This window comes from Cytobacillus sp. S13-E01, from assembly GCF_029193815.1.
Lineage (GTDB): Bacteria > Bacillota > Bacilli > Bacillales > Bacillaceae_L > Bacillus_BV.
Window position 1 is genome coordinate 251,377 of record NZ_JARFVC010000002.1, and the last position, 21,288, is coordinate 272,664.

27 protein-coding genes are annotated in these 21,288 nt (G+C 35.5%); 11 read left to right on the forward strand and 16 right to left on the reverse strand.

The genetic code is table 11. From position 1 onward, the window contains the following. Positions 1 to 36: 36 nt before the first annotated feature. On the forward strand, positions 37 to 1,206 hold the full coding sequence (locus tag PY093_RS03120) for a M20 family metallopeptidase (protein ID WP_275644405.1): 1,170 nt from the start codon (positions 37 to 39) through the stop codon (positions 1,204 to 1,206). A gap of 151 nt (positions 1,207 to 1,357) precedes the next feature. On the opposite strand, the gene cspD is transcribed toward PY093_RS03120, so the two are convergent. Further along, on the reverse strand, positions 1,358 to 1,558 hold the full coding sequence (gene cspD / locus PY093_RS03125; protein ID WP_193468961.1) for a cold-shock protein CspD: 201 nt from the start codon (positions 1,556 to 1,558) through the stop codon (positions 1,358 to 1,360). Between the two features lie 345 nt (positions 1,559 to 1,903). Between cspD and adh the strand changes: the two genes are divergently transcribed. Both adh and PY093_RS03135 read left to right on the forward strand, forming a co-directional pair. Further along, on the forward strand, positions 1,904 to 3,424 hold the full coding sequence (gene adh / locus PY093_RS03130) for an aldehyde dehydrogenase (protein ID WP_275644406.1): 1,521 nt from the start codon (positions 1,904 to 1,906) through the stop codon (positions 3,422 to 3,424). Position 3,425: 1 nt separating this feature from the next. Further along, positions 3,426 to 3,746 carry a DUF779 domain-containing protein gene (locus PY093_RS03135; RefSeq protein WP_275644407.1) on the forward strand — a complete coding sequence of 107 codons (321 nt, stop codon included), beginning with the start codon at positions 3,426 to 3,428 and terminating at the stop codon, positions 3,744 to 3,746. A gap of 355 nt (positions 3,747 to 4,101) precedes the next feature. Here PY093_RS03135 and PY093_RS03140 read toward each other — a convergent pair whose 3' ends face one another. The 3 genes from PY093_RS03140 to PY093_RS03150 form a co-directional block, all read right to left on the reverse strand. Then, positions 4,102 to 4,500: a VOC family protein gene (locus PY093_RS03140; protein WP_275644408.1), complete on the reverse strand. Its 399-nt coding sequence runs from the start codon at positions 4,498 to 4,500 to the stop codon at positions 4,102 to 4,104. A 409-nt stretch (positions 4,501 to 4,909) separates the two neighbouring features. Next, positions 4,910 to 5,866 carry a peptide-methionine (S)-S-oxide reductase MsrA gene (gene msrA, locus PY093_RS03145; protein ID WP_275644409.1) on the reverse strand — a complete coding sequence of 319 codons (957 nt, stop codon included), beginning with the start codon at positions 5,864 to 5,866 and terminating at the stop codon, positions 4,910 to 4,912. 201 nt (positions 5,867 to 6,067) lie between these two features. Further along, positions 6,068 to 6,205: a hypothetical protein gene (locus tag PY093_RS03150; RefSeq protein ID WP_275644410.1), complete on the reverse strand. Its 138-nt coding sequence runs from the start codon at positions 6,203 to 6,205 to the stop codon at positions 6,068 to 6,070. Positions 6,206 to 6,385: 180 nt separating this feature from the next. Between PY093_RS03150 and PY093_RS03155 the strand changes: the two genes are divergently transcribed. After that, entirely contained in the window at positions 6,386 to 6,547 is a 162-nt protein-coding gene (locus tag PY093_RS03155; RefSeq protein ID WP_275644411.1) for a hypothetical protein, read from the forward strand. A 134-nt stretch (positions 6,548 to 6,681) separates the two neighbouring features. Here the strand turns inward: PY093_RS03155 and PY093_RS03160 are convergent, their stop codons facing one another. Further along, positions 6,682 to 7,755, reverse strand: coding sequence for a DUF3900 domain-containing protein (locus PY093_RS03160; protein WP_275644412.1), 1,074 nt, complete (start codon positions 7,753 to 7,755; stop codon positions 6,682 to 6,684). A 145-nt stretch (positions 7,756 to 7,900) separates the two neighbouring features. Beyond that, complete coding sequence (locus tag PY093_RS03165; protein ID WP_275644413.1) at positions 7,901 to 8,038, reverse strand: YjcZ family sporulation protein; 138 nt, start codon at positions 8,036 to 8,038, stop codon at positions 7,901 to 7,903. A gap of 179 nt (positions 8,039 to 8,217) precedes the next feature. Between PY093_RS03165 and PY093_RS03170 the strand changes: the two genes are divergently transcribed. Both PY093_RS03170 and PY093_RS03175 read left to right on the forward strand, forming a co-directional pair. Next, positions 8,218 to 8,574 carry a DUF2512 family protein gene (locus tag PY093_RS03170; RefSeq protein ID WP_275644414.1) on the forward strand — a complete coding sequence of 119 codons (357 nt, stop codon included), beginning with the start codon at positions 8,218 to 8,220 and terminating at the stop codon, positions 8,572 to 8,574. A gap of 134 nt (positions 8,575 to 8,708) precedes the next feature. Beyond that, positions 8,709 to 8,936 (forward strand): YozQ family protein, encoded by a 228-nt coding sequence (locus PY093_RS03175; protein ID WP_275644415.1) that lies wholly within the window; start codon positions 8,709 to 8,711, stop codon positions 8,934 to 8,936. Between the two features lie 286 nt (positions 8,937 to 9,222). Here the strand turns inward: PY093_RS03175 and PY093_RS03180 are convergent, their stop codons facing one another. The 4 genes from PY093_RS03180 to PY093_RS03195 form a co-directional block, all read right to left on the reverse strand. After that, positions 9,223 to 9,801 carry a YpmS family protein gene (locus tag PY093_RS03180; protein WP_275644416.1) on the reverse strand — a complete coding sequence of 193 codons (579 nt, stop codon included), beginning with the start codon at positions 9,799 to 9,801 and terminating at the stop codon, positions 9,223 to 9,225. 21 nt (positions 9,802 to 9,822) lie between these two features. Next, on the reverse strand, positions 9,823 to 10,608 hold the full coding sequence (locus PY093_RS03185) for an SGNH/GDSL hydrolase family protein (RefSeq protein ID WP_275644417.1): 786 nt from the start codon (positions 10,606 to 10,608) through the stop codon (positions 9,823 to 9,825). Positions 10,609 to 10,985: 377 nt separating this feature from the next. Beyond that, complete coding sequence (locus tag PY093_RS03190; protein WP_275644418.1) at positions 10,986 to 11,846, reverse strand: metallophosphoesterase; 861 nt, start codon at positions 11,844 to 11,846, stop codon at positions 10,986 to 10,988. Between the two features lie 68 nt (positions 11,847 to 11,914). Next, entirely contained in the window at positions 11,915 to 12,484 is a 570-nt protein-coding gene (locus PY093_RS03195) for a YkoP family protein (protein ID WP_481769265.1), read from the reverse strand. Positions 12,485 to 12,668: 184 nt separating this feature from the next. Between PY093_RS03195 and PY093_RS03200 the strand changes: the two genes are divergently transcribed. After that, on the forward strand, positions 12,669 to 13,784 hold the full coding sequence (locus PY093_RS03200) for an MGDG synthase family glycosyltransferase (protein ID WP_275644419.1): 1,116 nt from the start codon (positions 12,669 to 12,671) through the stop codon (positions 13,782 to 13,784). A 15-nt stretch (positions 13,785 to 13,799) separates the two neighbouring features. Then, positions 13,800 to 13,952, forward strand: a complete 153-nt coding sequence (locus PY093_RS03205) for a hypothetical protein (protein WP_275644420.1) — start codon at positions 13,800 to 13,802, stop codon at positions 13,950 to 13,952. 235 nt (positions 13,953 to 14,187) lie between these two features. Here PY093_RS03205 and PY093_RS03210 read toward each other — a convergent pair whose 3' ends face one another. Then, positions 14,188 to 14,748: an SCO family protein gene (locus PY093_RS03210; RefSeq protein WP_275644421.1), complete on the reverse strand. Its 561-nt coding sequence runs from the start codon at positions 14,746 to 14,748 to the stop codon at positions 14,188 to 14,190. A gap of 213 nt (positions 14,749 to 14,961) precedes the next feature. On the opposite strand from PY093_RS03210, the gene PY093_RS03215 reads away from it, so the two are divergent. After that, positions 14,962 to 15,585: a YitT family protein gene (locus PY093_RS03215; RefSeq protein WP_481769266.1), complete on the forward strand. Its 624-nt coding sequence runs from the start codon at positions 14,962 to 14,964 to the stop codon at positions 15,583 to 15,585. Positions 15,586 to 15,633: 48 nt separating this feature from the next. Here the strand turns inward: PY093_RS03215 and cysC are convergent, their stop codons facing one another. The 5 genes from cysC to PY093_RS03240 are packed head-to-tail and all read right to left on the reverse strand — an operon-like array spanning position 15,634 to position 19,476. Continuing rightward, positions 15,634 to 16,233 carry an adenylyl-sulfate kinase gene (cysC, locus tag PY093_RS03220; RefSeq protein ID WP_275644422.1) on the reverse strand — a complete coding sequence of 200 codons (600 nt, stop codon included), beginning with the start codon at positions 16,231 to 16,233 and terminating at the stop codon, positions 15,634 to 15,636. Between the two features lie 15 nt (positions 16,234 to 16,248). Continuing rightward, positions 16,249 to 17,394 (reverse strand): sulfate adenylyltransferase, encoded by a 1,146-nt coding sequence (sat, locus tag PY093_RS03225; protein WP_275644423.1) that lies wholly within the window; start codon positions 17,392 to 17,394, stop codon positions 16,249 to 16,251. 50 nt (positions 17,395 to 17,444) lie between these two features. After that, positions 17,445 to 18,155, reverse strand: coding sequence for a phosphoadenylyl-sulfate reductase (locus PY093_RS03230; RefSeq protein ID WP_275644424.1), 711 nt, complete (start codon positions 18,153 to 18,155; stop codon positions 17,445 to 17,447). A 23-nt stretch (positions 18,156 to 18,178) separates the two neighbouring features. Further along, positions 18,179 to 18,724 carry a histidine phosphatase family protein gene (locus PY093_RS03235; RefSeq protein WP_275644425.1) on the reverse strand — a complete coding sequence of 182 codons (546 nt, stop codon included), beginning with the start codon at positions 18,722 to 18,724 and terminating at the stop codon, positions 18,179 to 18,181. After that, a complete protein-coding gene (locus PY093_RS03240) occupies positions 18,706 to 19,476 on the reverse strand; it encodes a phosphosulfolactate synthase (RefSeq protein WP_275644426.1) in 771 nt (256 codons plus the stop codon). The genes PY093_RS03235 and PY093_RS03240 overlap by 19 nt, the downstream gene beginning before the upstream one ends. A gap of 196 nt (positions 19,477 to 19,672) precedes the next feature. Between PY093_RS03240 and PY093_RS03245 the strand changes: the two genes are divergently transcribed. Together PY093_RS03245 and PY093_RS03250 are read left to right on the forward strand one after the other, a co-directional pair. Further along, on the forward strand, positions 19,673 to 20,902 hold the full coding sequence (locus tag PY093_RS03245; RefSeq protein WP_275644471.1) for an MFS transporter: 1,230 nt from the start codon (positions 19,673 to 19,675) through the stop codon (positions 20,900 to 20,902). A gap of 42 nt (positions 20,903 to 20,944) precedes the next feature. After that, positions 20,945 to 21,232 (forward strand): hypothetical protein, encoded by a 288-nt coding sequence (locus PY093_RS03250; protein ID WP_275644427.1) that lies wholly within the window; start codon positions 20,945 to 20,947, stop codon positions 21,230 to 21,232. The last annotated feature ends 56 nt before the right edge of the window (positions 21,233 to 21,288 follow it).

Sequence of the window (21,288 nt, forward strand, 5' to 3'; positions counted from 1 at the left end):
CATAAAGACTTAATTAAGATGGAAAGAGGTAATCAAATGAAGGTTAAAATAATTGAACAAATAAACCATTATTCCCAAGACTTTTACCGTATTAGTAAATTCATAGGGGAAAACCCTGAATTAGGGCATGAAGAATTTAAGTCGTCTGAAATACTTGCAAATGAACTTAAAAAACATAACTTTGAGGTAACACTCGGAACTGCTGGGCTTCCAACAGCGTTTGAAGCTGTATTTGATAGCGGTTTACCCGGCCCAACAATCGGGTATATGGCAGAATATGATGCCCTTCCAGAAATCGGTCATGCCTGTGGACATAACTTGATTGGAACAATGGCAGCCGCAGCAGGAATTGGCTTAAGTAAAGTTTTACACGAATGTGGTGGTAAAGTAATTGTGTTCGGTACACCTGCTGAAGAAACAAAGGGCGGAAAGGTTACAATGGCAGAATTAGGCCTATTCGATCAACTTGATGTCGCAATGATGGTTCACCCACTTAATCGCCACGAAAAGAGTGGTAAATCCCTCGCTATGGATGCGATACAATTTGAGTTTTTCGGAAAATCAGCCCATGCTGCAGCTAGTCCACATGATGGAATAAATGCTTTAGATGCTGTTATTCAGGTATTTAACAGTATGAATGCCTTACGTCAACATATTAAACCAGACGCTAGAGTACATGGCATAATCCCTGAGGGTGGAAAAGCAGCAAACATCGTGCCTGATTATGCAGTCGCCCAATTCTATGTTAGAGCAAATGAAAGAAGCTATGTTAATGAACTTGTCGAGAGACTTAAGAAAATTGCAGAAGGTGCAGCACTAGCAACTGGATGTGCTGTTGAGTCCTCATTCTATGAATTCTCGTATGACAATATGGTTACAAATGAAAATCTCTCAAATGCTTTTAGCAACTCACTCCTTGCTTTAGGAATAGAGAAAGGTGACATTAACGAGAAAAATAGTGGCTCCGGTTCACTTGATATGGGAAATGTAAGCCAGGTTGTTCCTTCCATTCACCCCTATATACAGATTTGTACTGAACCTTACGCTTGTCATACTAATGAGTTTAGAGAAGCGGCAATGAGTGAAAAAGCGCAAGAATCAATGATTTTAGGAGCAAAAGCAATGGCACTAACAGGTCTTGATGTGCTAACTAATCCAGAGTTACTTTTACAAATAAAGCAAGAATTTAAAAAGAATTTAAATTAGTACTTCAAAAAAGTCACCTTTAGATTTAGGTGACCTTTGCCCTTTACTTTTTATTGGTATCAATGCCAGGGCACCTAGACACTTTCTTGCTTAAAAGTGGAAAAAGCAGTTCCAAAAATGGAACTGCTTTTTTATATTTACGACTTCAAGCTTACAGTTTTGTAACGTTAGCTGCTTGAGGTCCACGGTTACCTTCAACGATTTCGAAAGAAACTTCTTGACCTTCTTCTAATGTTTTGAAACCTTCACCTTGGATTGCTGAGAAATGTACGAATACATCTTCTCCACCTTGAACTTCGATGAATCCAAAGCCTTTTTCACTGTTAAACCATTTTACTTTACCATTTTGCATGTGCATATGCCTCCTAAAAATTAACACACAATGTCTTTGTGTATCCCAAATATTTGACCCTTACAGTTACATAAAATTAATACAATGAATCTATCATACTATCGTATCTTCTTCTTATATTAACACTTGTATATGTAAAACGGTCATATTAAGGATACCATTTACAAAAGACTTTAGTCAATAATACACACTTTGAATTACTGAAAATTTATCTAGCTAAAACATTTTTATAAGGCTCTGTCAGACCATACTTTTAGGTTCTATACTTCCATCTTAGTGAATACGCTTAAAGTAGCGTTTAGTTCAGCTTGTTTCATCTTCATTAAAGATGTAGGAGGAAAAAGAATGATTTATAATAAACCTGGAACAGTAGGCTCTAAAGTGGAATTTAAAAATAGGTATGACAACTATATTGGCGGGGAATGGATTCCACCTGTTAATGGTGAATATTTTGAAAATGTAAGTCCTGTTGATGGACAAGTTTTTTGTGAGGTTGCTCGTTCAAATAATCAAGATATTGAAAGAGCACTTGATGCTGCACATGCCGCTAAAGATTCATGGGGTAAGACAGCTGTAGCTATCCGTGCAAATATCCTAAATAAAATTGCCGATCGCATGGAAGAAAATTTGGAAATGCTTGCTAATGCAGAAACCTGGGACAATGGTAAGCCTATCCGTGAAACACTAGCTGCTGATCTCCCTCTTGCCATTGATCATTTCCGATATTTTGCTGGATGTATTCGTTCACAGGAAGGAAGTTTATCGGAAATAGATAATGATACTATTGCCTATCATTTTCAGGAACCGCTTGGAGTTGTTGCACAAATCATTCCATGGAACTTCCCTTTATTGATGGCAACATGGAAGCTAGCACCGGCACTTGCTGCAGGTAACTGTGTAATTTTAAAGCCCGCAGAACAAACACCAGCTTCAATCATGGTATTTATCGATTTAATTAAGGATTTATTGCCAGCTGGTGTTCTTAATATCGTTAATGGGTTTGGTGTAGAGGCTGGAAAACCATTAGCATCAAGTAATCGTGTGGCAAAAGTAGCCTTTACTGGTGAAACAACAACAGGTCGTTTAATAATGCAGTATGCTTCCCAAAATATTATTCCTGTGACATTAGAACTTGGTGGAAAGTCCCCTAACATTTTCTTTGAAGATGTTATGTCAGAAGATGATGCCTTTTTAGATAAGGCAATTGAAGGTTTTGTTATGTTTGCATTAAATCAGGGTGAGGTTTGTACTTGTCCTTCACGTGCGCTCATTCATGAATCCATCTATGATCGTTTTATGGACCGCGCAATTGCACGTGTAGAACAAATTAAACAAGGCAATCCTCTTGATACCGATACAATGATCGGTGCTCAAGCATCTTCAGAGCAAATGGAAAAAATCTTATCTTACTTTGATATCGCAAAGCAAGAAGGTGCAACTTGTTTAATTGGTGGTGAACAAAACAACCTTGAAGGTGACCTTACTAATGGTTACTATATTAAACCAACTGTTTTTAAAGGGAATAACAAAATGAGAATCTTCCAGGAAGAGATTTTTGGTCCAGTAGTCTCAGTTACTACTTTTAAAGATGAGGAAGAAGCATTAGAAATAGCCAATGATACATTGTATGGCTTAGGTGCTGGCGTTTGGACGAGAGATGTGAATAAAGCATACCGATTTGGCAGAAATATTGAAGCTGGGCGTGTCTGGACCAATTGTTATCACGCCTATCCTGCACATGCAGCGTTTGGTGGATATAAAATGTCTGGGATCGGAAGAGAAAACCATAAAATGATGCTATCTCATTATCAACAAACTAAAAATTTATTAGTTAGTTATAGTCCGAACGCACAAGGTTTCTTCTAAAATGAATGTATCTGCAACTGAAGAAGCCCTTCAGCTGATTGAAGTTCTTAAAGGAAAACACGGTCCTCTCCTCTTTCATCAATCTGGTGGCTGTTGCGATGGAAGTTCACCAATGTGCTTTCAACAAGGAGATTTTCTAATTGGTGAAGTAGATATTCAAATAGGTGAAATTGGAAATTGTCCATTTTATATGAGTAAAATGCAATATGAGTACTGGAAGCATACCAATCTCATTATCGATGTTGTAAAAGGCCGCGGTGGAATGTTTTCGCTTGAAGGCCCTGAGGGTAAAAGATTTTTAACAAGATCAACCATAGGCTAATGATCGAATCAGGCTAGATTATTTTAGCCTGATTCTCTTTCAAAGAATAAAAAACGTAGCGCGCCAGGAGCAAGGCCCAAAAGACCAAGTTTAAACATAAACTTAAAACACATGGAAAAAACTCCCTATTGAGGTTTAACGGGTTCCGTTGAGGGAGGGAAAACCTTAAATCACACCCCAATTTAGCAGCAGAAATAGCGATGTAAATAGCACTATATTAAACAGTAAAAAACCCAGAGCTAATGCCTCTGGGTTTTTATGTCTTTATTAACTTCTTATTCCGTTAAAGCCCCCGTTAGTTTAACAATTTATGCTTTTTTTTATTGGTATGAATAGGGGTATTAAGTTCTTCATATTATTTAGGTAAATTTAGTTGCCACGAAACTCCATAACGGTCATTTAGCCAGCCAAATTTCTTACTGAATCCATAATCTCCTATTGGCATGAGTGCTTGTCCACCTTCAATCAGTTTCTGATAAAGATTGTCAAGTTCTTCTTCAGTATTACAAGTAACAAATATTGAGAATGAAGGTGTGAAGGAAAACTGATGTTTAATATTGCTGTCTATGCACATAAATTCTTGACCGTTTAAGGTGAAAGTAGCCTGCATAACAGTTCCTTCATCCCCACTTTCATTTGCACCATATCGAACAATATTTGTAATTGCTGAATCCTCAATCAGAGATGTGTAAAAATTCATTGCCTCTTCTGCTTTGCCCTCTTGAAACATTAAAAATGGTGTGACCTTTTCCATTATAAATCTACTCCTTTTAGAATCTATTTTCTAAATAATAATTCAAACTATACTATAATATCCATTCTTTTACTAACCTGCCCTTTAATGGAACATCCATTATTTACAATTGTATCACACAATTCCTCAATAGAGGCTCATATCGCAAGAACAGGATGCGAATTGACAAGTCATTTAACCTCCTAATTAGCACCTCATGTTTTACCTGTACAATAATTATTGTACGCTTGTTAATTAAGATGCTATTTGATGTGCTAATTCACTCCCAAAACGAATGAGAACATTGTTATAACAACAAATAAAGCAGGCTAATTCATATACGGATTGGCCTGCTATTTATAATGCTATTTGCTATTTTCTCTCCCTAAACGGAACCCCTTAATTGAGGTTAGGGTGTTTTTCATTATTCTTACTTAAATAATTTAATATATTGAGAATAACCTTCTTTTTCAAGGTCTTCCTTTCGGATAAAACGTAACGCAGCAGAATTAATACAATATCGCAAACCTTCAGGCCCTGGTCCATCGTTGAAGACATGACCCAGATGTGAATCAGCAGTATTACTTCTAACTTCAGTCCGAATCATCCCGTGAGATATATCTACCTCTTCTATTATTTCTTCTTCACTGATAGGTTTTGTAAAGCTAGGCCAACCACATCCAGCATCATACTGTTCATTTGAACTAAATAATGGTTCTCCTGACACTATATCTACATAGATGCCCTCACTTTTGTTATTCCAGAATTCATTTCTAAAAGGTGGCTCAGTACCTTTGTTTTGTGTTACCTCGTACTGCATTGGTGTAAGCCTAGTTCTTAAATCTTCTTTATCAATGCTATTCCAATGTTTTTTAATAAAATCCACTCTCCCTGAACCCTTTTGGTATCGATTATAATGAGCCGGATTTTTTTTATAATAACCTTGATGATATTCCTCGGCTTGGTAAAAAGGTGCCGCAGGAATAATCTGTGTCACGATAGGCTTACTAAATCGGCCACTTTCATCTAATTTCTTCTTCGATTCTTCAGCTATTAGTTTTTGTTCATCATTGTGATAAAAAATCGCTGTTTTATAGGAGTCTCCCCTGTCATAGAACTGCCCACCAGCGTCTGTAGGATCAATTTGCTGCCAGTATACATCTAATAATTTACTATATGGGAAAATTGTGGGATCGAATGTAATTTGTACTACTTCATAGTGACCCGTTGTTTCTGAACAAACCTCTTGATAGGTTGGGTTCTCTGTTGTGCCACCAGAATAGCCAGAAACGACCTTGATAATACCAGGCTGCTCATCAAAGGGTTTCACCATACACCAGAAACAACCCCCGGCAAATGTTGCAAGCTCTACATTATTTTGTTCCATAAAAAATCAACCTTTCCTATATATCACTCTATATCTTATTATAGCATCGTTTATGATTACTCCAAACAGTATGTATTTCCCGAGGAGGTTTTTATTAGAGTTTGTTCAAAAAGGACAAAAAGCCCCTGAATTTCGAGGAACGAGCATAGTAATAAGCTAGGGCTGTGAAAACATTACACAGCCCTTAGTTTTATTTTTTTCTTATTCACTACCTTGATCAGTATTAAAGAACAACTGCTCCTCTTTATTTTTGATTTTCTTTGATTCTTGTTTGCTCTTGCCCATCTTCCCATCAGATTCATAACTTAAGCTATATGGTTTCTTTCTGTGTTTTGGCATATGTGATCCCTCCTCAAGAATAGTTTTTTCACTAATTACTTTTCATATTCAAAAACAAGGTCAACTAGTAGTTGATGATCCTGGTTCAAGAATGCCATAACCTATATTTAAAGAAATTGCTTAAAATCTTTATTATTGCTGAATAATAACCGTAGCTATTCAAGAAAGGAGTGGATAACTTTGTTAAACAAGAGAATTAACCGTATTCTTATATCGGTAGTGGCCATAACACTATTATTAACGGGGTGTAATGGTGCAGCACAAGATGATGAAACAACTAGAACAAATGAAACGTCTGGAGGAAGTGGTGGAATGGAAAGCGGTACTGGAAATGGAGGGTAAGGTGATCAGTGCCCCAACGTGATAAATTTTATAAAGGACATCACCATCAATGAGGCTTCATTCACCTGCTGATGTGATGTCCTTTATCCTAAACCCGAATACCTAGGGTGGTAGTGCCTATATAGAGGGATTGTTCACTCCTCCAAATCTTCCTTAGCAACTATTTTTTTTATAACATTTTGTAGTTGTTCTGGTTTTAGGAATTCAACAGGTGAAAACCCCTTTTCAAACGAAAATAAGTCGCCTTCTACAAGTAATACGAATTTATCCTTTACTTTTGCGATATGTATGTTATCCCCAAAATCAGAGAGTAGTGCCTTTATCGAAATATGATCTAGCTTAAACTTTAGCTCAAGATCTGGTACTTGCTCAATAAGTAAGTGCGAAACCTCCTTCACTTGCTCAGTTGACCATTTTTCTTGCAACTCACGTTTAGGAGTATTAGCCCATGCCTCCATATACTCTTCCTCTTTCAACCGAACTTCACTATTTTCCTCAAAAGTTTGGGCAAGGTGTTGCTGAGCCATTTCGATAACATGTGTTTTTACAATCTCAGGCATTGACCTCTCATATTCAACAAATTTTAGGAAATCCTCAAAATACCTAGCATGTGAAGCTTGGTGGATTTTAAGCTCATATTCTTCAAGTATTCCCTCTTCAGGCATATAGGGATATTGTACAGATTTCATGTTTTTTGTGCTAATCGCCATTTCTACATGATTAATTAATGTTTTTTCATCCGTAATTGACGCAACCTTTGGTTCAAAATCACATTTCAACAAAAATACAAAGGGTTCATCAAAATATTTCGTGAATTTCGCTCGAGTAACAATGAAAACACCACCTCTTATTGCACTCGTATCTAAATAGTGTCTCACCAACGTTTCACTGGCTTCCTTAAAGCCGTCTATCGCTTCAGCAATTCTAATTTTATTGAACATATTGTAATTTGGATTGGAGGTGAGATCATGACCATCTTCGACCACGAACCTACCTATTTTTGTAGGTACTTGTTCGGACTTTGGGTTTCTTTCCACTTTCCGCTTCACTATTTTCATGAGCTCGCCATCCAAAAAACCTTTTAACTCATTCTCTAAATACTTTTCTTCATCTAATGTTTGGAAATGTTTCATTTGTTTTGAACTATTACCACCATCAGAATCGACCTTTATTACATAAAATGATAAAAATTCTATTTGAAAGTCCATTTATATCCACCTATCATTAAAATCTTTTTCTAGTATAGCGCTAATCCGCAAATTAGAAAAGATTGAAAAACCCACCTAGAAGGTCTCTAGGGTGGGTTTAATTATCGTAGGTAAATTAATACCTAGTTAATTTTGTAGGTACTGCTTAGCACCAAGCTGCTCCTACAATGATCAACAATATAAACAATACAACGATCAACGCAAATCCGCGACCTGCACCATAACCTGCACCTGCTACAGGAGCTGCGTAACCGTAACCACCACATCCATATCCATAGCCCATTAAATACACCTCCTTTAAAGTCTATACTTTACCTTATTCAACTAACGACTTTAGGTTAGGGCTAATGCCTATTAAATAAAGAAATAGATATGTAACTTTCTTTATTACCTTTATATAAATAATCTGGTGTATTCTTTTTTATATTTGGGGAAGTGTACAGATAAGGAGGTTTTTTTAATATGACCAGTTTATTAATGAAAATCATTATTTGTCCTCTCGTTGTGGCTTTGTCTGCCGCTTTTTTGCCAAATGTTAACTATACAAATTTTCTTCAGCCTATTATTGTGGGGTTAATCCTTGCAGTTACAGGTGTATTAATGGAATATTTATTTTTAAGGGAAGGCAAAGTATGGTTTAGTACTGGTATGGATTTTATTGCCGCAACCTTAATTGTTTATTTTATAACTAACTTTTTTGCCACGGCATCAGCAACATTACTTGGTGCTTTGATCGTTGGTCTTTTACTAGGTGTTACAGAGCACTTTACTCATTCATATTTAGTACAAAGTGGTAGAACACGAAAATCACCAGCATAAGTTTATTTAGAGCTTACACTAAAATTTTCGTAACTACCGGTAAATGGAAAATCATTCTAAAAATATTTTCCATTTTATTGACTACAATAAATAGCGTATCGAAAATTATTTATAGATAAATGGGAGGGTTCATTTTGGCTAATAATAACAATGAAGAAATTCAAAAAGAAAATCTTAAAGTTGCAGGTAAGGTTTATAACCCGTCCGATTATAAGAGTAATTCAGTTGTTTCAAACGGAATTGCAATCACACATGAGCAAGCTAGTGACACATGGACGGAAGGGACAATTGAGGCTACTATTGACGATCTTAATGGAGAAAATGTAAAAATTCCCCGCACTGGTTATGATGAAGATAAATAAGTAAGAAAAGCGCAGGGCGCCCGCTTATCGGCGACAAGCATAAGACGGTTCCTTTAAGAAGGTGGTTTTTCCTTCTTAAAGGAAATGGCTTATGCCCTCGAGTCGATGGCGCCCGGAGCTAGACATTAAAACTAGGTACAAACTTTTATACTTTCTTACCTTTGAACAAAAGCGCAGCACGCCCGGAGCTAGAAACCAAAACAAGGTACAAAATTCTATACTTTCTTATAATTTAAATCCATACAAAAAATCACTCGGCATATGTATGCCAAGTGATTTTTTATCATTACTCCACAGGTACAACTAATTTAAATGAAATATCATCATTTTCTAAATCAAAGGTATTCACTTTAACCTGGACATCACTTCCTAGTTTCATGTTAGTGAGTGACACATAAACCGTATTATCTTTTGGATTTATAGCAACCCATTCAGGTAAAGCATACTTTTCTTTAATGTACGTTAAGACAAAGGAAACAGGGATACTAAGTTGACCTAATGAAATTGACTTTTGCTCTAATAGTAAGTCACCATTGGGAGTAGCAACTGGGACAAATCTCAACTCTAGATCTATTTCCTTATTAAACGCTTTAATGGTACCTATTAACAAAACATCTTTATCTAATAAAACCTGATATTCAAGTGGTTGATTCTTTGATTCTTTTTTTAAAAAGCTATTTATTAATCGTGTTAACTCAATTTTATTTGTAAAAACATCTAATTCAACACCACTACTAGGTATTTGATTTTCACTATCAATACTGTCCGGTTTTCTCTCAGGCATGAATACAGCTATTAATAAAACACTTATAATGATTATATTAACGGCTACTAATCCCCAAAAAGATAATTTCCATTTCTTCATATTCTACTCCCTTATTGCAGCTTACTTACTAAGAATCGTTTCTAAGTACTGATTAATTCTTTCAGCCATGAGCTGATAACCTAACAAATTCGGATGGAACTCGTCAGTGTACAGTAGATTTACTTCACTATCCATGAAGATATCACTTACCTCCACAAAAGTAGTCCTCTCATATTGCTGTAATACTGTGTTACTCCCTTCATTCCAGTTGGTAATGACTTGATCTATCTCTGGTAAATCACCTAACAGAGTAAAAAATGGGTTATATACACCAACTAACACAATTTGTGTATTTTCATTAATTGCCCTTATTTGATTAATTATCACCCTTAATCTGTTTTCATAGCTACGTTGCTCACTCTCGAAGGCTTCAAATGAAAGAGATAGAAAATTATCTCGAACAACTTTCATTACATCATTTCCGCCAACAGTAATTATTACTATATTAGCAGTAGAAATTGACGACCTCACGTCATTTGTTTCAAGTCTTTTAATAAGATGACTCGTACGATTCCCTTTTATACCTAGATTTGTCATCTTTACACTTTTAACACCCTTATATTCAAGTAACATCTCTTCTAATAGGGGAACATATCCTCCTCTATTCGTCGTATCACCTATGCCTTCAGTTAGAGAATCCCCAAATGCCACAATATTATAATGTTTAGGGAAAAATGACTCGGGTACCGACTGCTTTATGGATAAGGACACGTCATTCGATTGAACAGTACTCACACCTGCTGTTTGAAAGGAAGAACAAGAAACAAGTAAAGAAATGCATAATAAAATTAGAATAGTTTTGATCATCCTTGTTTCACCTTCTATACAATGTGAATATCGCAAATTAATTTTATAGTATTATAGCATATTCTGAAACTATGCATTATTGACTTTGCATACTTTTTATATTTTTAAAAATGAACATCATAAGAAAAGCGCAGGGCGCCCGCCTTTCGGCGACAAGCATAAGATGGTTCCTTTAAGAAGGTGGTTTTTCCTTCTTAAAGGAAATGGCTTATGACCTCGAGTCGATGGCGCCCGGAGCTAGACATTAAAACTAGGTACTAACTTTTATACTTTCTTACCTTTCAAGAAAAGCGCAGGGCGCCCGGAGCTAGACACTAAAACTAGGTACTAACTTTTATACTTTCTTATCGTTTTGAAAAAGGACACCATAGGTGCCCTTATACAGCTTTTGAAGCTATTTTACTTTCAAGAGGTTGCATATTTATTTTGTGAATCGTTATTTCTGGAAAACTACCAATCCGAATATTTACACCTGTTTGCCCTAAGCCTTCACTAATATAATAGGGTTTACCATTTACAGTATGAAACCCTTTAATAATGTTTAAGCGAGCAAGTTTTCCCATTTTCGCTAAGTGATAGGGCTTCGGCCAATGAATTTGTCCACCATGAAAATGCCCTGATAATAGATAGTCAAAATGATATTTATCCATGTGTAAGACAACATTAGGGTCATGGGTTAACACTAAATTATAACCTTCGCCTAAATTTTTATAGGATAAATCTAAGTCACTACGCTTCGTGCTAAAATCATCAATTCCAATAATATTTAGCTTCTTACCCTCAACTATAATAGTAGCATTCTCATTTTGCATCGTTTTACAACCATACTCTTCCAAGGTTTTTTTTAATGTAGAAAAATCCCTTTTCTTTAGGACATAATCATGATTTCCAAAAATAGCATACATTCCATACTCAACATTAAGTTTATTTAACACGTTAAGATAGGGTATTAGTCTTGGAATACTACGTTTTCGATCAAGAAAATCACCTGTTATAGCAATTAAATCAATTTTTTCAAGTTCAAGCTTTAAAAATAATTGTTCTGGTGAAATTGAAATATTTTCTAAGTGTAGGTCTGACAAGTGAAGTATAGTTATAGATGGGGATGTGACATTTGTTGGTGCATTTAAGTTTTTGTTTACATCTATTTTATTTATCACAACATTGTGAGTGTTTTTGTTTGCTCGGTAGATAACAATTGATAGTATTACAAAAGATAGAAAAATAGATAACAACATAGTTTATCCCCCTCCCTCTTTATAATTATAGTAAGTTGGAGGAGGATTTGTTAGTGGTAATTACTGGACTATCCCTTTTGAAGGTATTGACCTAGCAAAGTCTTTTTTGACATAAATAAATATTTAGGTGGTCTTTTTAAGCTTTTAGAACTAATTTTTGAAACTGATAAACAATACATTGGTATAAAGACAATCTGTTTGATAAGTTTATATATTCGATTCTTAATTGGAAATGTTTCAAACCCAAGTCTGTTGCAGCCTTTGTGTAACATCGTTATACCGATAACCCCCTTAATTTCATTACTATTAGGATGTTCCTTTACATATTCAGCAAGACTAGGTAAACCACTTCTAACATGTGTGAAAATTAATCTTCCTTTTTTTGTTTCACTATCTAATCCATGCATTTCCTTCATTAAGCGAACATTGTGCAAGTGTATTTTTATTAACAAATCATTTTTTTTAACATAGGTCCCATCAGATAATAACACATCTCTACCTCTGTAGCGTGTTAACCTTATGCGGAATACATTTCTTTCTTTGTCACAATCCTCCAAATAGGTTAACCTTGTAAAAAGATAATAGATCGGATCTAAAATTGACCATATTGATAAAAAATAGAGTCTCATCTTTAGCATTTTAGTGGTTTTAATGCTCCTTTATGATGGTGTTATTATCATTTTTTGAATAAACGATCATATATATTTATGGAAATTCGAGGGATTTTTTCTGAATAATTATCAAGACAATTAAAGACACTATAAAGTGTAGTCTTGATTAGAAATTAAATCCTACAGATGAGCAGTTAAGGAGAAAATCTACATGAAGAAGGTTCTATTCTTGCCTTTCTTACAAATACCTTCAGGACATCATCAGGTTGCCGATGCACTGCGTGAAGATTTAGAACAATTGAATACCAATGTTATTTGCGAAAAGATAGATATTCTACACTATGGATATGGAAAATTAGAAGCCTTAGTTTCGTCCATATATTTAAAGTGGATCCATTATTCCCCCGGGTCCTATAGTTGGTTATACAAAAGGTCTGTATATAACGGGCTAAATAATCAAAAAAATTATCGGTTATACGAATTCTTGTTTATGTATTTTATAAAAAAAATGTTAACTGAAAGAAAACCTGATATTGTAGTATGTTCACACGCTCTGCCTTCCTATATGCTTGATCACTTAAAAAGACAAGGAATTATTAAGGTACCTGTAATTAATGTATATACTGACTTCTTCATTCATAGTTTTTGGGGAACCCAGCACATTGATTATCATTTTGTTTCTCACCGTCACATGAAGGACTATCTTCTTCAAAAAGGTATTTCAAGTGAAAAGATACAGGTCACAGGAATTCCACTTCATCACAAAATAGTAAAGAATGAGATTAAGGATTTCACTCAGAAAGATCAATACGAATGTACAATAATGGGCGGAAGTTTAGGTGTAGGAGCTATTGAGGAGCTTCTAAAGAAACTGGGGCCAACAGGCAAAGTACATTATGTTATTTTATGTGGAAAAAACAATAGGTTATATGAGCAACTAAAACAGCTCAAACTCCCCTTTATAAAGCCGATGCCTTATATCTCATCTAGAGCCGAGATGGACGAAATTTATGAACGGTCAGACTTTATTATTACAAAACCTGGTGGTGTAACTATTAGTGAGTGCCTTATGAAGGGTATCCCAATTTTTATCTATCATGCCCTTCCAGGACAAGAAGAAATTAATTTAAACCAATTAGAAAAATTAGGCGTCGTTTTCCCTTTAATTGATTGGCATTCCAATGATCAGTTAGAGCAGCATCTTTTATCCCATTTTGATGATAAGGATAGGCTAGTTAAATACAGACATTCGTTAAATCACTATCATGATGAATTCTCAATCGAGCCTGCAGCTAACATTATCAATAAGCTTCTACATCATTTATAGAGGAGTGAATTTATATTGAATAAAGAGAAAGATAATAAAAACAACAATCGTGACCATACCCAAGACCAGTTTAAAAGTGTTGATATCGATTATTGTCACACTGACATAGCCAATAATCTATTTTGGCAAGAGCTTAAAACAATTGCTGAAGATGGTGTAAAGCAATAAAGAAAAGCGCAAGGCGCGTCGATTAAAACCCGCCACGTCCTGTGGCGAACATCGACATCAGCACATCCTGTGCAAGTCAAGCATAAGACTAGCCTGCTGGAAGGTTGTTCTTTACCTTCCGGACGGATTGGCTTATGACCATGAACTGATGGCGCCTGGAGCTAGACACTAAAACTAAGCACAAACTTTTATACTGTCTTATCTTTTAAATAAAATGAATCAAAGGTCCATTTTATTATTGGAGAGATTTAATATCCTTGATCATTTGATCATACGGAGTATCTGATACCCCACTATAACTTTGCTTTACCACACCTGACTTATCAACTACATAAAAAGATGTACCGTGGTTTACTTGATCATTACCCTTTGGCTTTTGTACTAATGTTTTAAAGTTTTCTAATGCGTATGCTTCAATTTCAGCTTGAGAATATCCTGTTAAGAAATGCCAGTTTGTTAAATCCGCATCAAATTTAGAGGCAAACCCTTTTAAAACTTTAGGCTTATCTACTTCAGGATCAACTGAAAATGAAACTATTTCAGCTTTAAGGCCTTCATCTTCGATCATTCCTTGCAATTTAGCCATATGAGCGGTCATCGGAGAACAAACGGTTTCACAATTGGTAAAAATAAAATTCGCAACCCAAACCTTTCCATTTAATTCCTCTAATCCAAAATCATCACCATCTTGATTCCGAAAAGAAAAGTCACCTAGTTCCCAATTAGTAGGGTTTTCAATTTCATATCCACATGCAGATAATAACGCTACTATAGAAAGTATTATAAACTTCTTCATGTAATTCTCACCTTTCAATTAATAAATAAGAAAAACTTAACTCCACCCTAAATTCCTCTTATAATTTCATAAATTATCTATTATAATCATAGAATGGACAAGGAGAGAACAGTTGTCCAATTATGGGGGAATCTATTATTATGATCAATCGTGAACCAAACTTCGGGATACAATTTTCATATTTCCATACACCATTGAGAGGTTACCCTTACAGTGCCCTCTAAAAAAGTAATTTCGTACATATGTATCATTCTAGGCGCCATTCTCCAAGGGGTAGCAATGGCGGTATTTCTTTTCCCACATAATATTCCCTCTGGTGGAGCCGCTGGCCTTGCAATTCTTATTAATTATTGGTTACAACTACCCTTAGGCCTCTCATTATGGATTGTGAATTTTGCTTTTTTAGTACTTGCCCTAAAGTATTTCGGTTATACCTGGACTTTTAGAACAATGTTTTCGGTAACCATTACCTCTGTCACTGTAAGCTTAATAACATCTAACCTTAATAGTGGCGGCTTGTCATCCTTTTGGTTAGACCTCTTAAGTGGAGGTATCTTATTTGGGATTGGTGTAGGGTTATTAATACGCAATGGTGCATCAAGTGGTGGTATGGTTATTCCAGCACTCATGATAGCAAATTACAAAGGCACCTCCCCAGGCAGAGCTATGCTTTGGCTAAATTTTTTTATTTTCCTTTTAACTGCAACTGTAATTGAACTACCTATTGTCATATATGCGATTATTTGCCAGTCCATTTCTACGAATATAATCGACTTTATTTACCATCTAAAGCTACCCTATACATATTCCCCAACATTAGGTTGGAGAAAAAAATAAAATGATGCGAACGAGACAATAAGATGGTCTCGTTCTTTGTGTGTTTATTCAGATAATATGGTGCTCCTGCAGATAACCTACAATTACATCGACAGATTTTTGCAAAGATTGTTTATCCGTTTCAATAACGATCTCAGGTTCTAGTGGTTCTTCATAGGGAGAGCTTATTCCGGTAAACTCACGTATTTCTCCAGTTCTTGCTTTTTTATAAAGCCCTTTTGGATCTCGTATCTCACAAACATCCAGAGGACATTTAACATATATTTCAATAAACTCACCCTCTGGAAAAAGGTTCCTTACACTATTTCGATCTTCACAAAACGGTGATATAAAAGCAGTTGTTACGATTTGGCCACTATCTACAAATAGCTTTGCAACCTCGCCGATTCGGCGAATATTTTCTTGACGGTCATCTTTAGTAAAACCAAGCCCTTTGTTTAATCCATGACGGATGTTGTCACCATCCAAGACATAGCTTCTCATTCCAAGTGTGTAAAGTTTTCTATCCAATGCGTTAGCTAATGTAGATTTTCCTGATCCTGACAATCCAGTAAACCAAAGTACACAGCTTTTATGATTATTTAATTTTTGTCTATCTTCCTTGTTTATAGCTGACTTATGCCATGTTAAATAAGGACGATTCCCCATCTTTATTACCACCCTTTAAATCTTTGTATACGTGTCCTGTAATCCCTTAATTAATACCTCAACAACTTCTGGTCTACTAAATTCCTTTGGTGGTTTCTTCCCATTTTTAAGCATCTCTCTCACTTTAGTACCAGAAAGAATGATGTGATCATCTTTATCATGAGGACAGGTTTTTTCAGAAGCCATATTGCCACATTTTTTACAATAGAAACTATGTTCAAAAAATAGCGTCTGTATTCCAAGCTCCTCGTTTGAAAAATTGCTGAATATTTTTTGTGCATCATATGTTCCATAGTAATTTCCAACACCAGCATGATCACGACCTACTATGAAATGTGTACAGCCATAGTTTTTCCTAACAAGAGCATGAAATATTGCCTCTCTTGGTCCAGCATACCTCATTGCGGCTGGAAAAACGGATAAGAATACCCGATCTTTTGGATAATACTTTTCAAGAAGTACCTGATAGCTCTCCATACGGATCTCACTAGGAATATCGTCAGACTTTGTTTCACCCACTAATGGATTCAAAAACAACCCATCAACAATCTCTAAGGCCGATTTTTGGATATATTCATGTGCTCTATGAACAGGATTTCTAGTTTGAAACCCAACAACCGTTTTCCAACCTAATCTATCAAAGAGATTTCTTGTTTGTACCGGATCTAAATAATAGTTTGAAAATTCCTTTTTAGGGCGACGAACTAAGTTAATAGGTCCAGCAATATATACATTTGGACGTTTAAAAAGGTTCATTACTCCAGGATGTTGTCTATCATTTGTTTTATATACTTTAAATGCTTCGATTTCTTTATTAGGGATATATTTTTCAGTTACTGTAATAATTCCGTATGTTTCGCCATTTTGCACGAGCCTTACTTCTTCACCAATTACGAGTCTGTCAGCTATACTCTCCTCAACTGGTAGTGTTATTGGTATTGACCAGGGTTCCCCTGTCGTAAGGCGCATGTTATGGATAACAGACTCATAATCCTTTTTACCTAAGAATCCAATTAATGGACTATACGCACCAACTGCAATTAATTCAAGGTCACTCAATGCCATATTATCTAGTTCAATTTTATTAACAACAGCATCTATTTCACGCTTCTCATCGATTCGGTTTATTAATTTACCACCATGTGGTTTACTTAAACCCACATCTATTACCTCCAATTTACCCTTATAATAAAGTTATTAATCTTGCATATTTAGTCTTGATGTAATCCACATTCCGTTTTTGTATGGTTTGCCCATCGGCCAGATCGTAAGTCGCCAAGTTCTTTTACCTGAAAGGTACAAGGTGCACACCCTATACTTGGATAGTTGTTATCATGTAACTGATTGTATGGTAGGTTGTTTAATTTGATATAGTTCCAGACATCATCCCAGGTCCAGTGAATTAAAGGACAGATCTTTATAGACTTGAACTTCTCGTCTTTATTTATATATTGAACATTGTTCCTTGTTGAAGATTGTTCCCTTCTTAGACCAGAAATCCATGCTTTTGCACCTGACAGAGTTTCTTTCAGCGGTTCAATTTTGCGAATTTGACAGCATAGATTGGGGTTGGATTTCCACAGCTCTTGTTTATGTTTTTCCGCTTGCTGTTTTAATGTGAGGTTTGGTTGTTTCAGCTCAATGTTTAATGTTGGAAAGGCTGCCTTAATTTTGTCAACTAGTTCATATGTTTCGCTAAAATGTAATCCTGTATCTAAGAAGACAATTTTGGCATGTTTGTTAACCTTGCTAATTAAATCAATTAATACAATTCCTTCTGCACCGAAGCTGCATGCGTATACAAGCTCATCCTTATAAGAACGATAGGCCCACTTCAATACGTCAAAATAATCTTTCCATTGAGAATTTAGATTATTAATTTCACTTTCGTTCCAAGAATCATATGTTGGTACTTTGGACAATTTTATTACCCTCCTACTAGGAATCATCCCTTCTTTTGATCAAATTCAAGTATGATAAAATCATTATTGTGAACAGTTATCTGGTTCATCATGTTAATGTCTCCACTTTGTTCTAGTGACATTGCAGCCCTAATCCATGAACCATGGCCAAATGCTAAAATGCTTGAATACATTTTATACTTTTCTAAGAACTTACCAATCCGGTTTTCTAAATCAACTAGAGGTTCGCCTAAAGTTAAGTTTCTTGGTTCATTCAACCAGTCATTATAATTCTCTTCAATAAGTAAATTCTTTGGTTTTCCTTCATATAAACCGAAATTTAATTCGTCTAATAAAGGTTCTTTGTGAAACGATGAAAAACCATACACACTTGCTGACTGTTGAGTTCTTATTAATGAGCTAGTCAGAACTCTATCAAAGGGTTGATGCTCGCTTATTTTTTTAAAATTATTTTCAATCTTTTTCTTGTCACTACTTGACGGTTCCAGAATTTCAATATCTCTTTTCCCTTGTAAAAGACCTAACTTGTTCCATGCTGTTGGCAAGTGTCTTATAATGGCAAGTTGCATTCATTTTCCCCCAAGAAAAATGTTTCACTTCTAAGGCCCTGTCTTTGGGCTTCAAGCACTAATACATCTTGTAACTTAACATTACCTAGGTTTACATTTGTTCCAAATTGATTGATGAAAAACATCTGACTTTTAGGTGTTGGAGCTTCAAAAATAACACTACGTATGTCGATGTTCTTCATTAATCTCTCAACTAGATCTATTTTGATTTCACCATTACTTTCATAAATACCCGCTGTGCCTGAATCTCTTCCCTCTGTAATTACATACTTACATCCAGCATCCAATAGCGATTGGAGCTCATCTTCCCACTTTGCTAGAGGCATTTCTTTTTCCGTATCTTTCGAACCAACTTCTCCAATGACATTAAACTCACTTTTCACGGCAGTTATGATCTCTATCCTAGATTGTAATGGGATGTCTAACGTTCCATTTGATATTTCAATCCATTCAACCCCAAAGTTTTTCAGGGATTTTATATAATCAACGAGCTTCCCTTGCAGATAGCACTTCTCAAATAATGTCCCGCCAAAGTAAGGTTTCACATTATATTTTTTATATAATTGAATCTTTTTATCTACATTTGGAGTAACATAAGCGGAACCTATACCAATTTTAGCTATATCGATTAGTTGATGATAATCCGCTAAAATAGTTTCAAGCTGGCCTAGTGGTGTTCCAAAGTCGGCTATTGAAGTAAGTCCATATGACCGTTCGCCCTTCGTTCTTTTTGGTAATGTCAAAAAATCCATTAGGATAAACGCCTCCTTTACTTTACAGTTGCTATGTTATTCAAAAATAGGTGAATGGTGTATAGAATGGGCTTTCGCGTTATTGCATTTACATTATATGGTAAGCATATTGTGTTCTGATTTACCCGACAATATAAAGGCAATTAATTTTGTATAAGGAGTTGTAAGTTACTTGTCCAGTCAAAAAAATACAGGAATGACGATTGTTGCGATTGGGTCAATTCCCCTTATCCTTGTACTTGGAAATTCCATGTTGATACCCATATTACCGCAAATGTCCAAGGAATTAGGGATTTCACAATTCCAAGTCAGTCTTGTTATTACAGCTTTCTCCGTTGCTGCTGCTATTTCGATACCCATTCTTGGCTATCTCTCAGATCGGTTCTCGAGGAAAGCAATAATAATACCTGCATTGACATTATATGGCGTCGGTGGATTGTTAGCTGGTATAGCTGCTGCTTGGTTCGACAATGCCTTTACATGGATCATGGCTGGGCGTATTATGCAAGGTATTGGTGCAGCTGGGACAGCACCAATTGCGATGGCTTTAACTGGTGATTTATATCAAGGAAGCAAACAAAGTAAAGTATTAGGACTTGTTGAGGCTTCTAATGGTTTTGGTAAAGTTGTTTCACCAATTATAGGATCATTGCTTGCAATACTTTTTTGGTATGCTTCGTTTTTCGCCTTTCCACTATTTTGTCTAATCTCAATCTTATTAACACTATTTTTTGTGAAAGAAAAAAAGCAAAAGAAAGAACCGCCTCCTGTCAGTCAATATGCAAAAGGACTAATGACAGTATTTAAAAACGAAGGTAGGTGGCTCTTTACAGCATATTTAGCTGGTGCAACTTGTCTATTTACTTTATTTGGAATCCTGTTCTATCTTTCAGACGTGCTAGAAACAACCTATAATACAGACGGAGTTCTAAAAGGTGCCATACTTGCTATTCCTTTATTATTCATGACAACTACCTCCTATATAACAGGAAGTAAGATTGGGAAAAAAATGCCTTTAATGAAAAAACTAATTGTTTTAGGACTGTTTTTAATGACCTTTTCTTTTTCAACACTTGTATTTTTTGAGAGTCTTACCCCCTTTATTTCCATTCTAGTGCTAAGTAGTATAGGGACAGGTTTGGTGCTTCCATGTATTAACAGTTTTATTACAGGTTCTGTATCTGCAGAAAAAAGAGGATTTGTCACATCCTTATACGGATCCGTTCGTTTTTTAGGAGTCGCAATAGGCCCTCCAATATATGGGGCGCTAATGGCTTGGTCTCGTGGGGGTATGTTTTTTATAACAGCAGGACTCACTTTAATCGTCGGTTTACTTTGTATGTTACTGATAAGAGTACCGAAAAAGGAGACCAGTGAAAGTGAATCAGCAGATGATTCTTTATTTAAAAAGATGCAGTTAACTTAGATTATAATTTTGAACTACTACTATTTTTAAGGAGGAAGCATTTTGCAAATTTTTTTCTCACCTGAATTAGTTACAACTGATTGTCAAGTTCTAAATATTGTGGATCCAGATGAAAAAGCTGTTGGTTATGTTGCTTTCTTATTTGATGAAAAAAAAATGTATATTTATGGACATTGCGAAGAAGAAGGCGTTAGTGAAGACTATAAAGATTTAGTTACACATTTTATCCAAGGAATGTCAAAGGCAAAGGCCGATTTAGATGTCTACTCTTATTTATCAGTTGCTGGTAAAAAGTTGGATATAAAGCTAGAGAAACAAAAAAAGTCATAAGTGGCAGAGAGAAAGCGTTAGCAAACACACCCTCCTAAAATTGAGGGTGTGTACGA

Bases quoted from the DNA above. Each gene is read 5' to 3' on its own strand.
- PY093_RS03120 (WP_275644405.1), top strand. From the start codon at position 37: ATGAAGGTTAAAATAATTGAACAAATAAACCATTATTCCCAAGACTTT.
- cspD (WP_193468961.1), bottom strand. From the start codon at position 1,558: ATGCAAAATGGTAAAGTAAAATGGTTTAACAGTGAAAAAGGCTTTGGA.
- adh (WP_275644406.1), top strand. From the start codon at position 1,904: ATGATTTATAATAAACCTGGAACAGTAGGCTCTAAAGTGGAATTTAAA.
- PY093_RS03135 (WP_275644407.1), top strand. From the start codon at position 3,426: ATGAATGTATCTGCAACTGAAGAAGCCCTTCAGCTGATTGAAGTTCTT.
- PY093_RS03140 (WP_275644408.1), bottom strand. From the start codon at position 4,500: ATGGAAAAGGTCACACCATTTTTAATGTTTCAAGAGGGCAAAGCAGAA.
- msrA (WP_275644409.1), bottom strand. From the start codon at position 5,866: ATGGAACAAAATAATGTAGAGCTTGCAACATTTGCCGGGGGTTGTTTC.
- PY093_RS03150 (WP_275644410.1), bottom strand. From the start codon at position 6,205: ATGCCAAAACACAGAAAGAAACCATATAGCTTAAGTTATGAATCTGAT.
- PY093_RS03160 (WP_275644412.1), bottom strand. From the start codon at position 7,755: ATGGACTTTCAAATAGAATTTTTATCATTTTATGTAATAAAGGTCGAT.
- PY093_RS03165 (WP_275644413.1), bottom strand. From the start codon at position 8,038: ATGGGCTATGGATATGGATGTGGTGGTTACGGTTACGCAGCTCCTGTA.
- PY093_RS03170 (WP_275644414.1), top strand. From the start codon at position 8,218: ATGACCAGTTTATTAATGAAAATCATTATTTGTCCTCTCGTTGTGGCT.
- PY093_RS03180 (WP_275644416.1), bottom strand. From the start codon at position 9,801: ATGAAGAAATGGAAATTATCTTTTTGGGGATTAGTAGCCGTTAATATA.
- PY093_RS03185 (WP_275644417.1), bottom strand. From the start codon at position 10,608: ATGATCAAAACTATTCTAATTTTATTATGCATTTCTTTACTTGTTTCT.
- PY093_RS03190 (WP_275644418.1), bottom strand. From the start codon at position 11,846: ATGTTGTTATCTATTTTTCTATCTTTTGTAATACTATCAATTGTTATC.
- PY093_RS03195 (WP_481769265.1), bottom strand. From the start codon at position 12,484: ATGCTAAAGATGAGACTCTATTTTTTATCAATATGGTCAATTTTAGAT.
- PY093_RS03200 (WP_275644419.1), top strand. From the start codon at position 12,669: ATGAAGAAGGTTCTATTCTTGCCTTTCTTACAAATACCTTCAGGACAT.
- PY093_RS03210 (WP_275644421.1), bottom strand. From the start codon at position 14,748: ATGAAGAAGTTTATAATACTTTCTATAGTAGCGTTATTATCTGCATGT.
- cysC (WP_275644422.1), bottom strand. From the start codon at position 16,233: ATGGGGAATCGTCCTTATTTAACATGGCATAAGTCAGCTATAAACAAG.
- PY093_RS03235 (WP_275644425.1), bottom strand. From the start codon at position 18,724: ATGCAACTTGCCATTATAAGACACTTGCCAACAGCATGGAACAAGTTA.
- PY093_RS03240 (WP_275644426.1), bottom strand. From the start codon at position 19,476: ATGGATTTTTTGACATTACCAAAAAGAACGAAGGGCGAACGGTCATAT.
- PY093_RS03245 (WP_275644471.1), top strand. From the start codon at position 19,673: ATGACGATTGTTGCGATTGGGTCAATTCCCCTTATCCTTGTACTTGGA.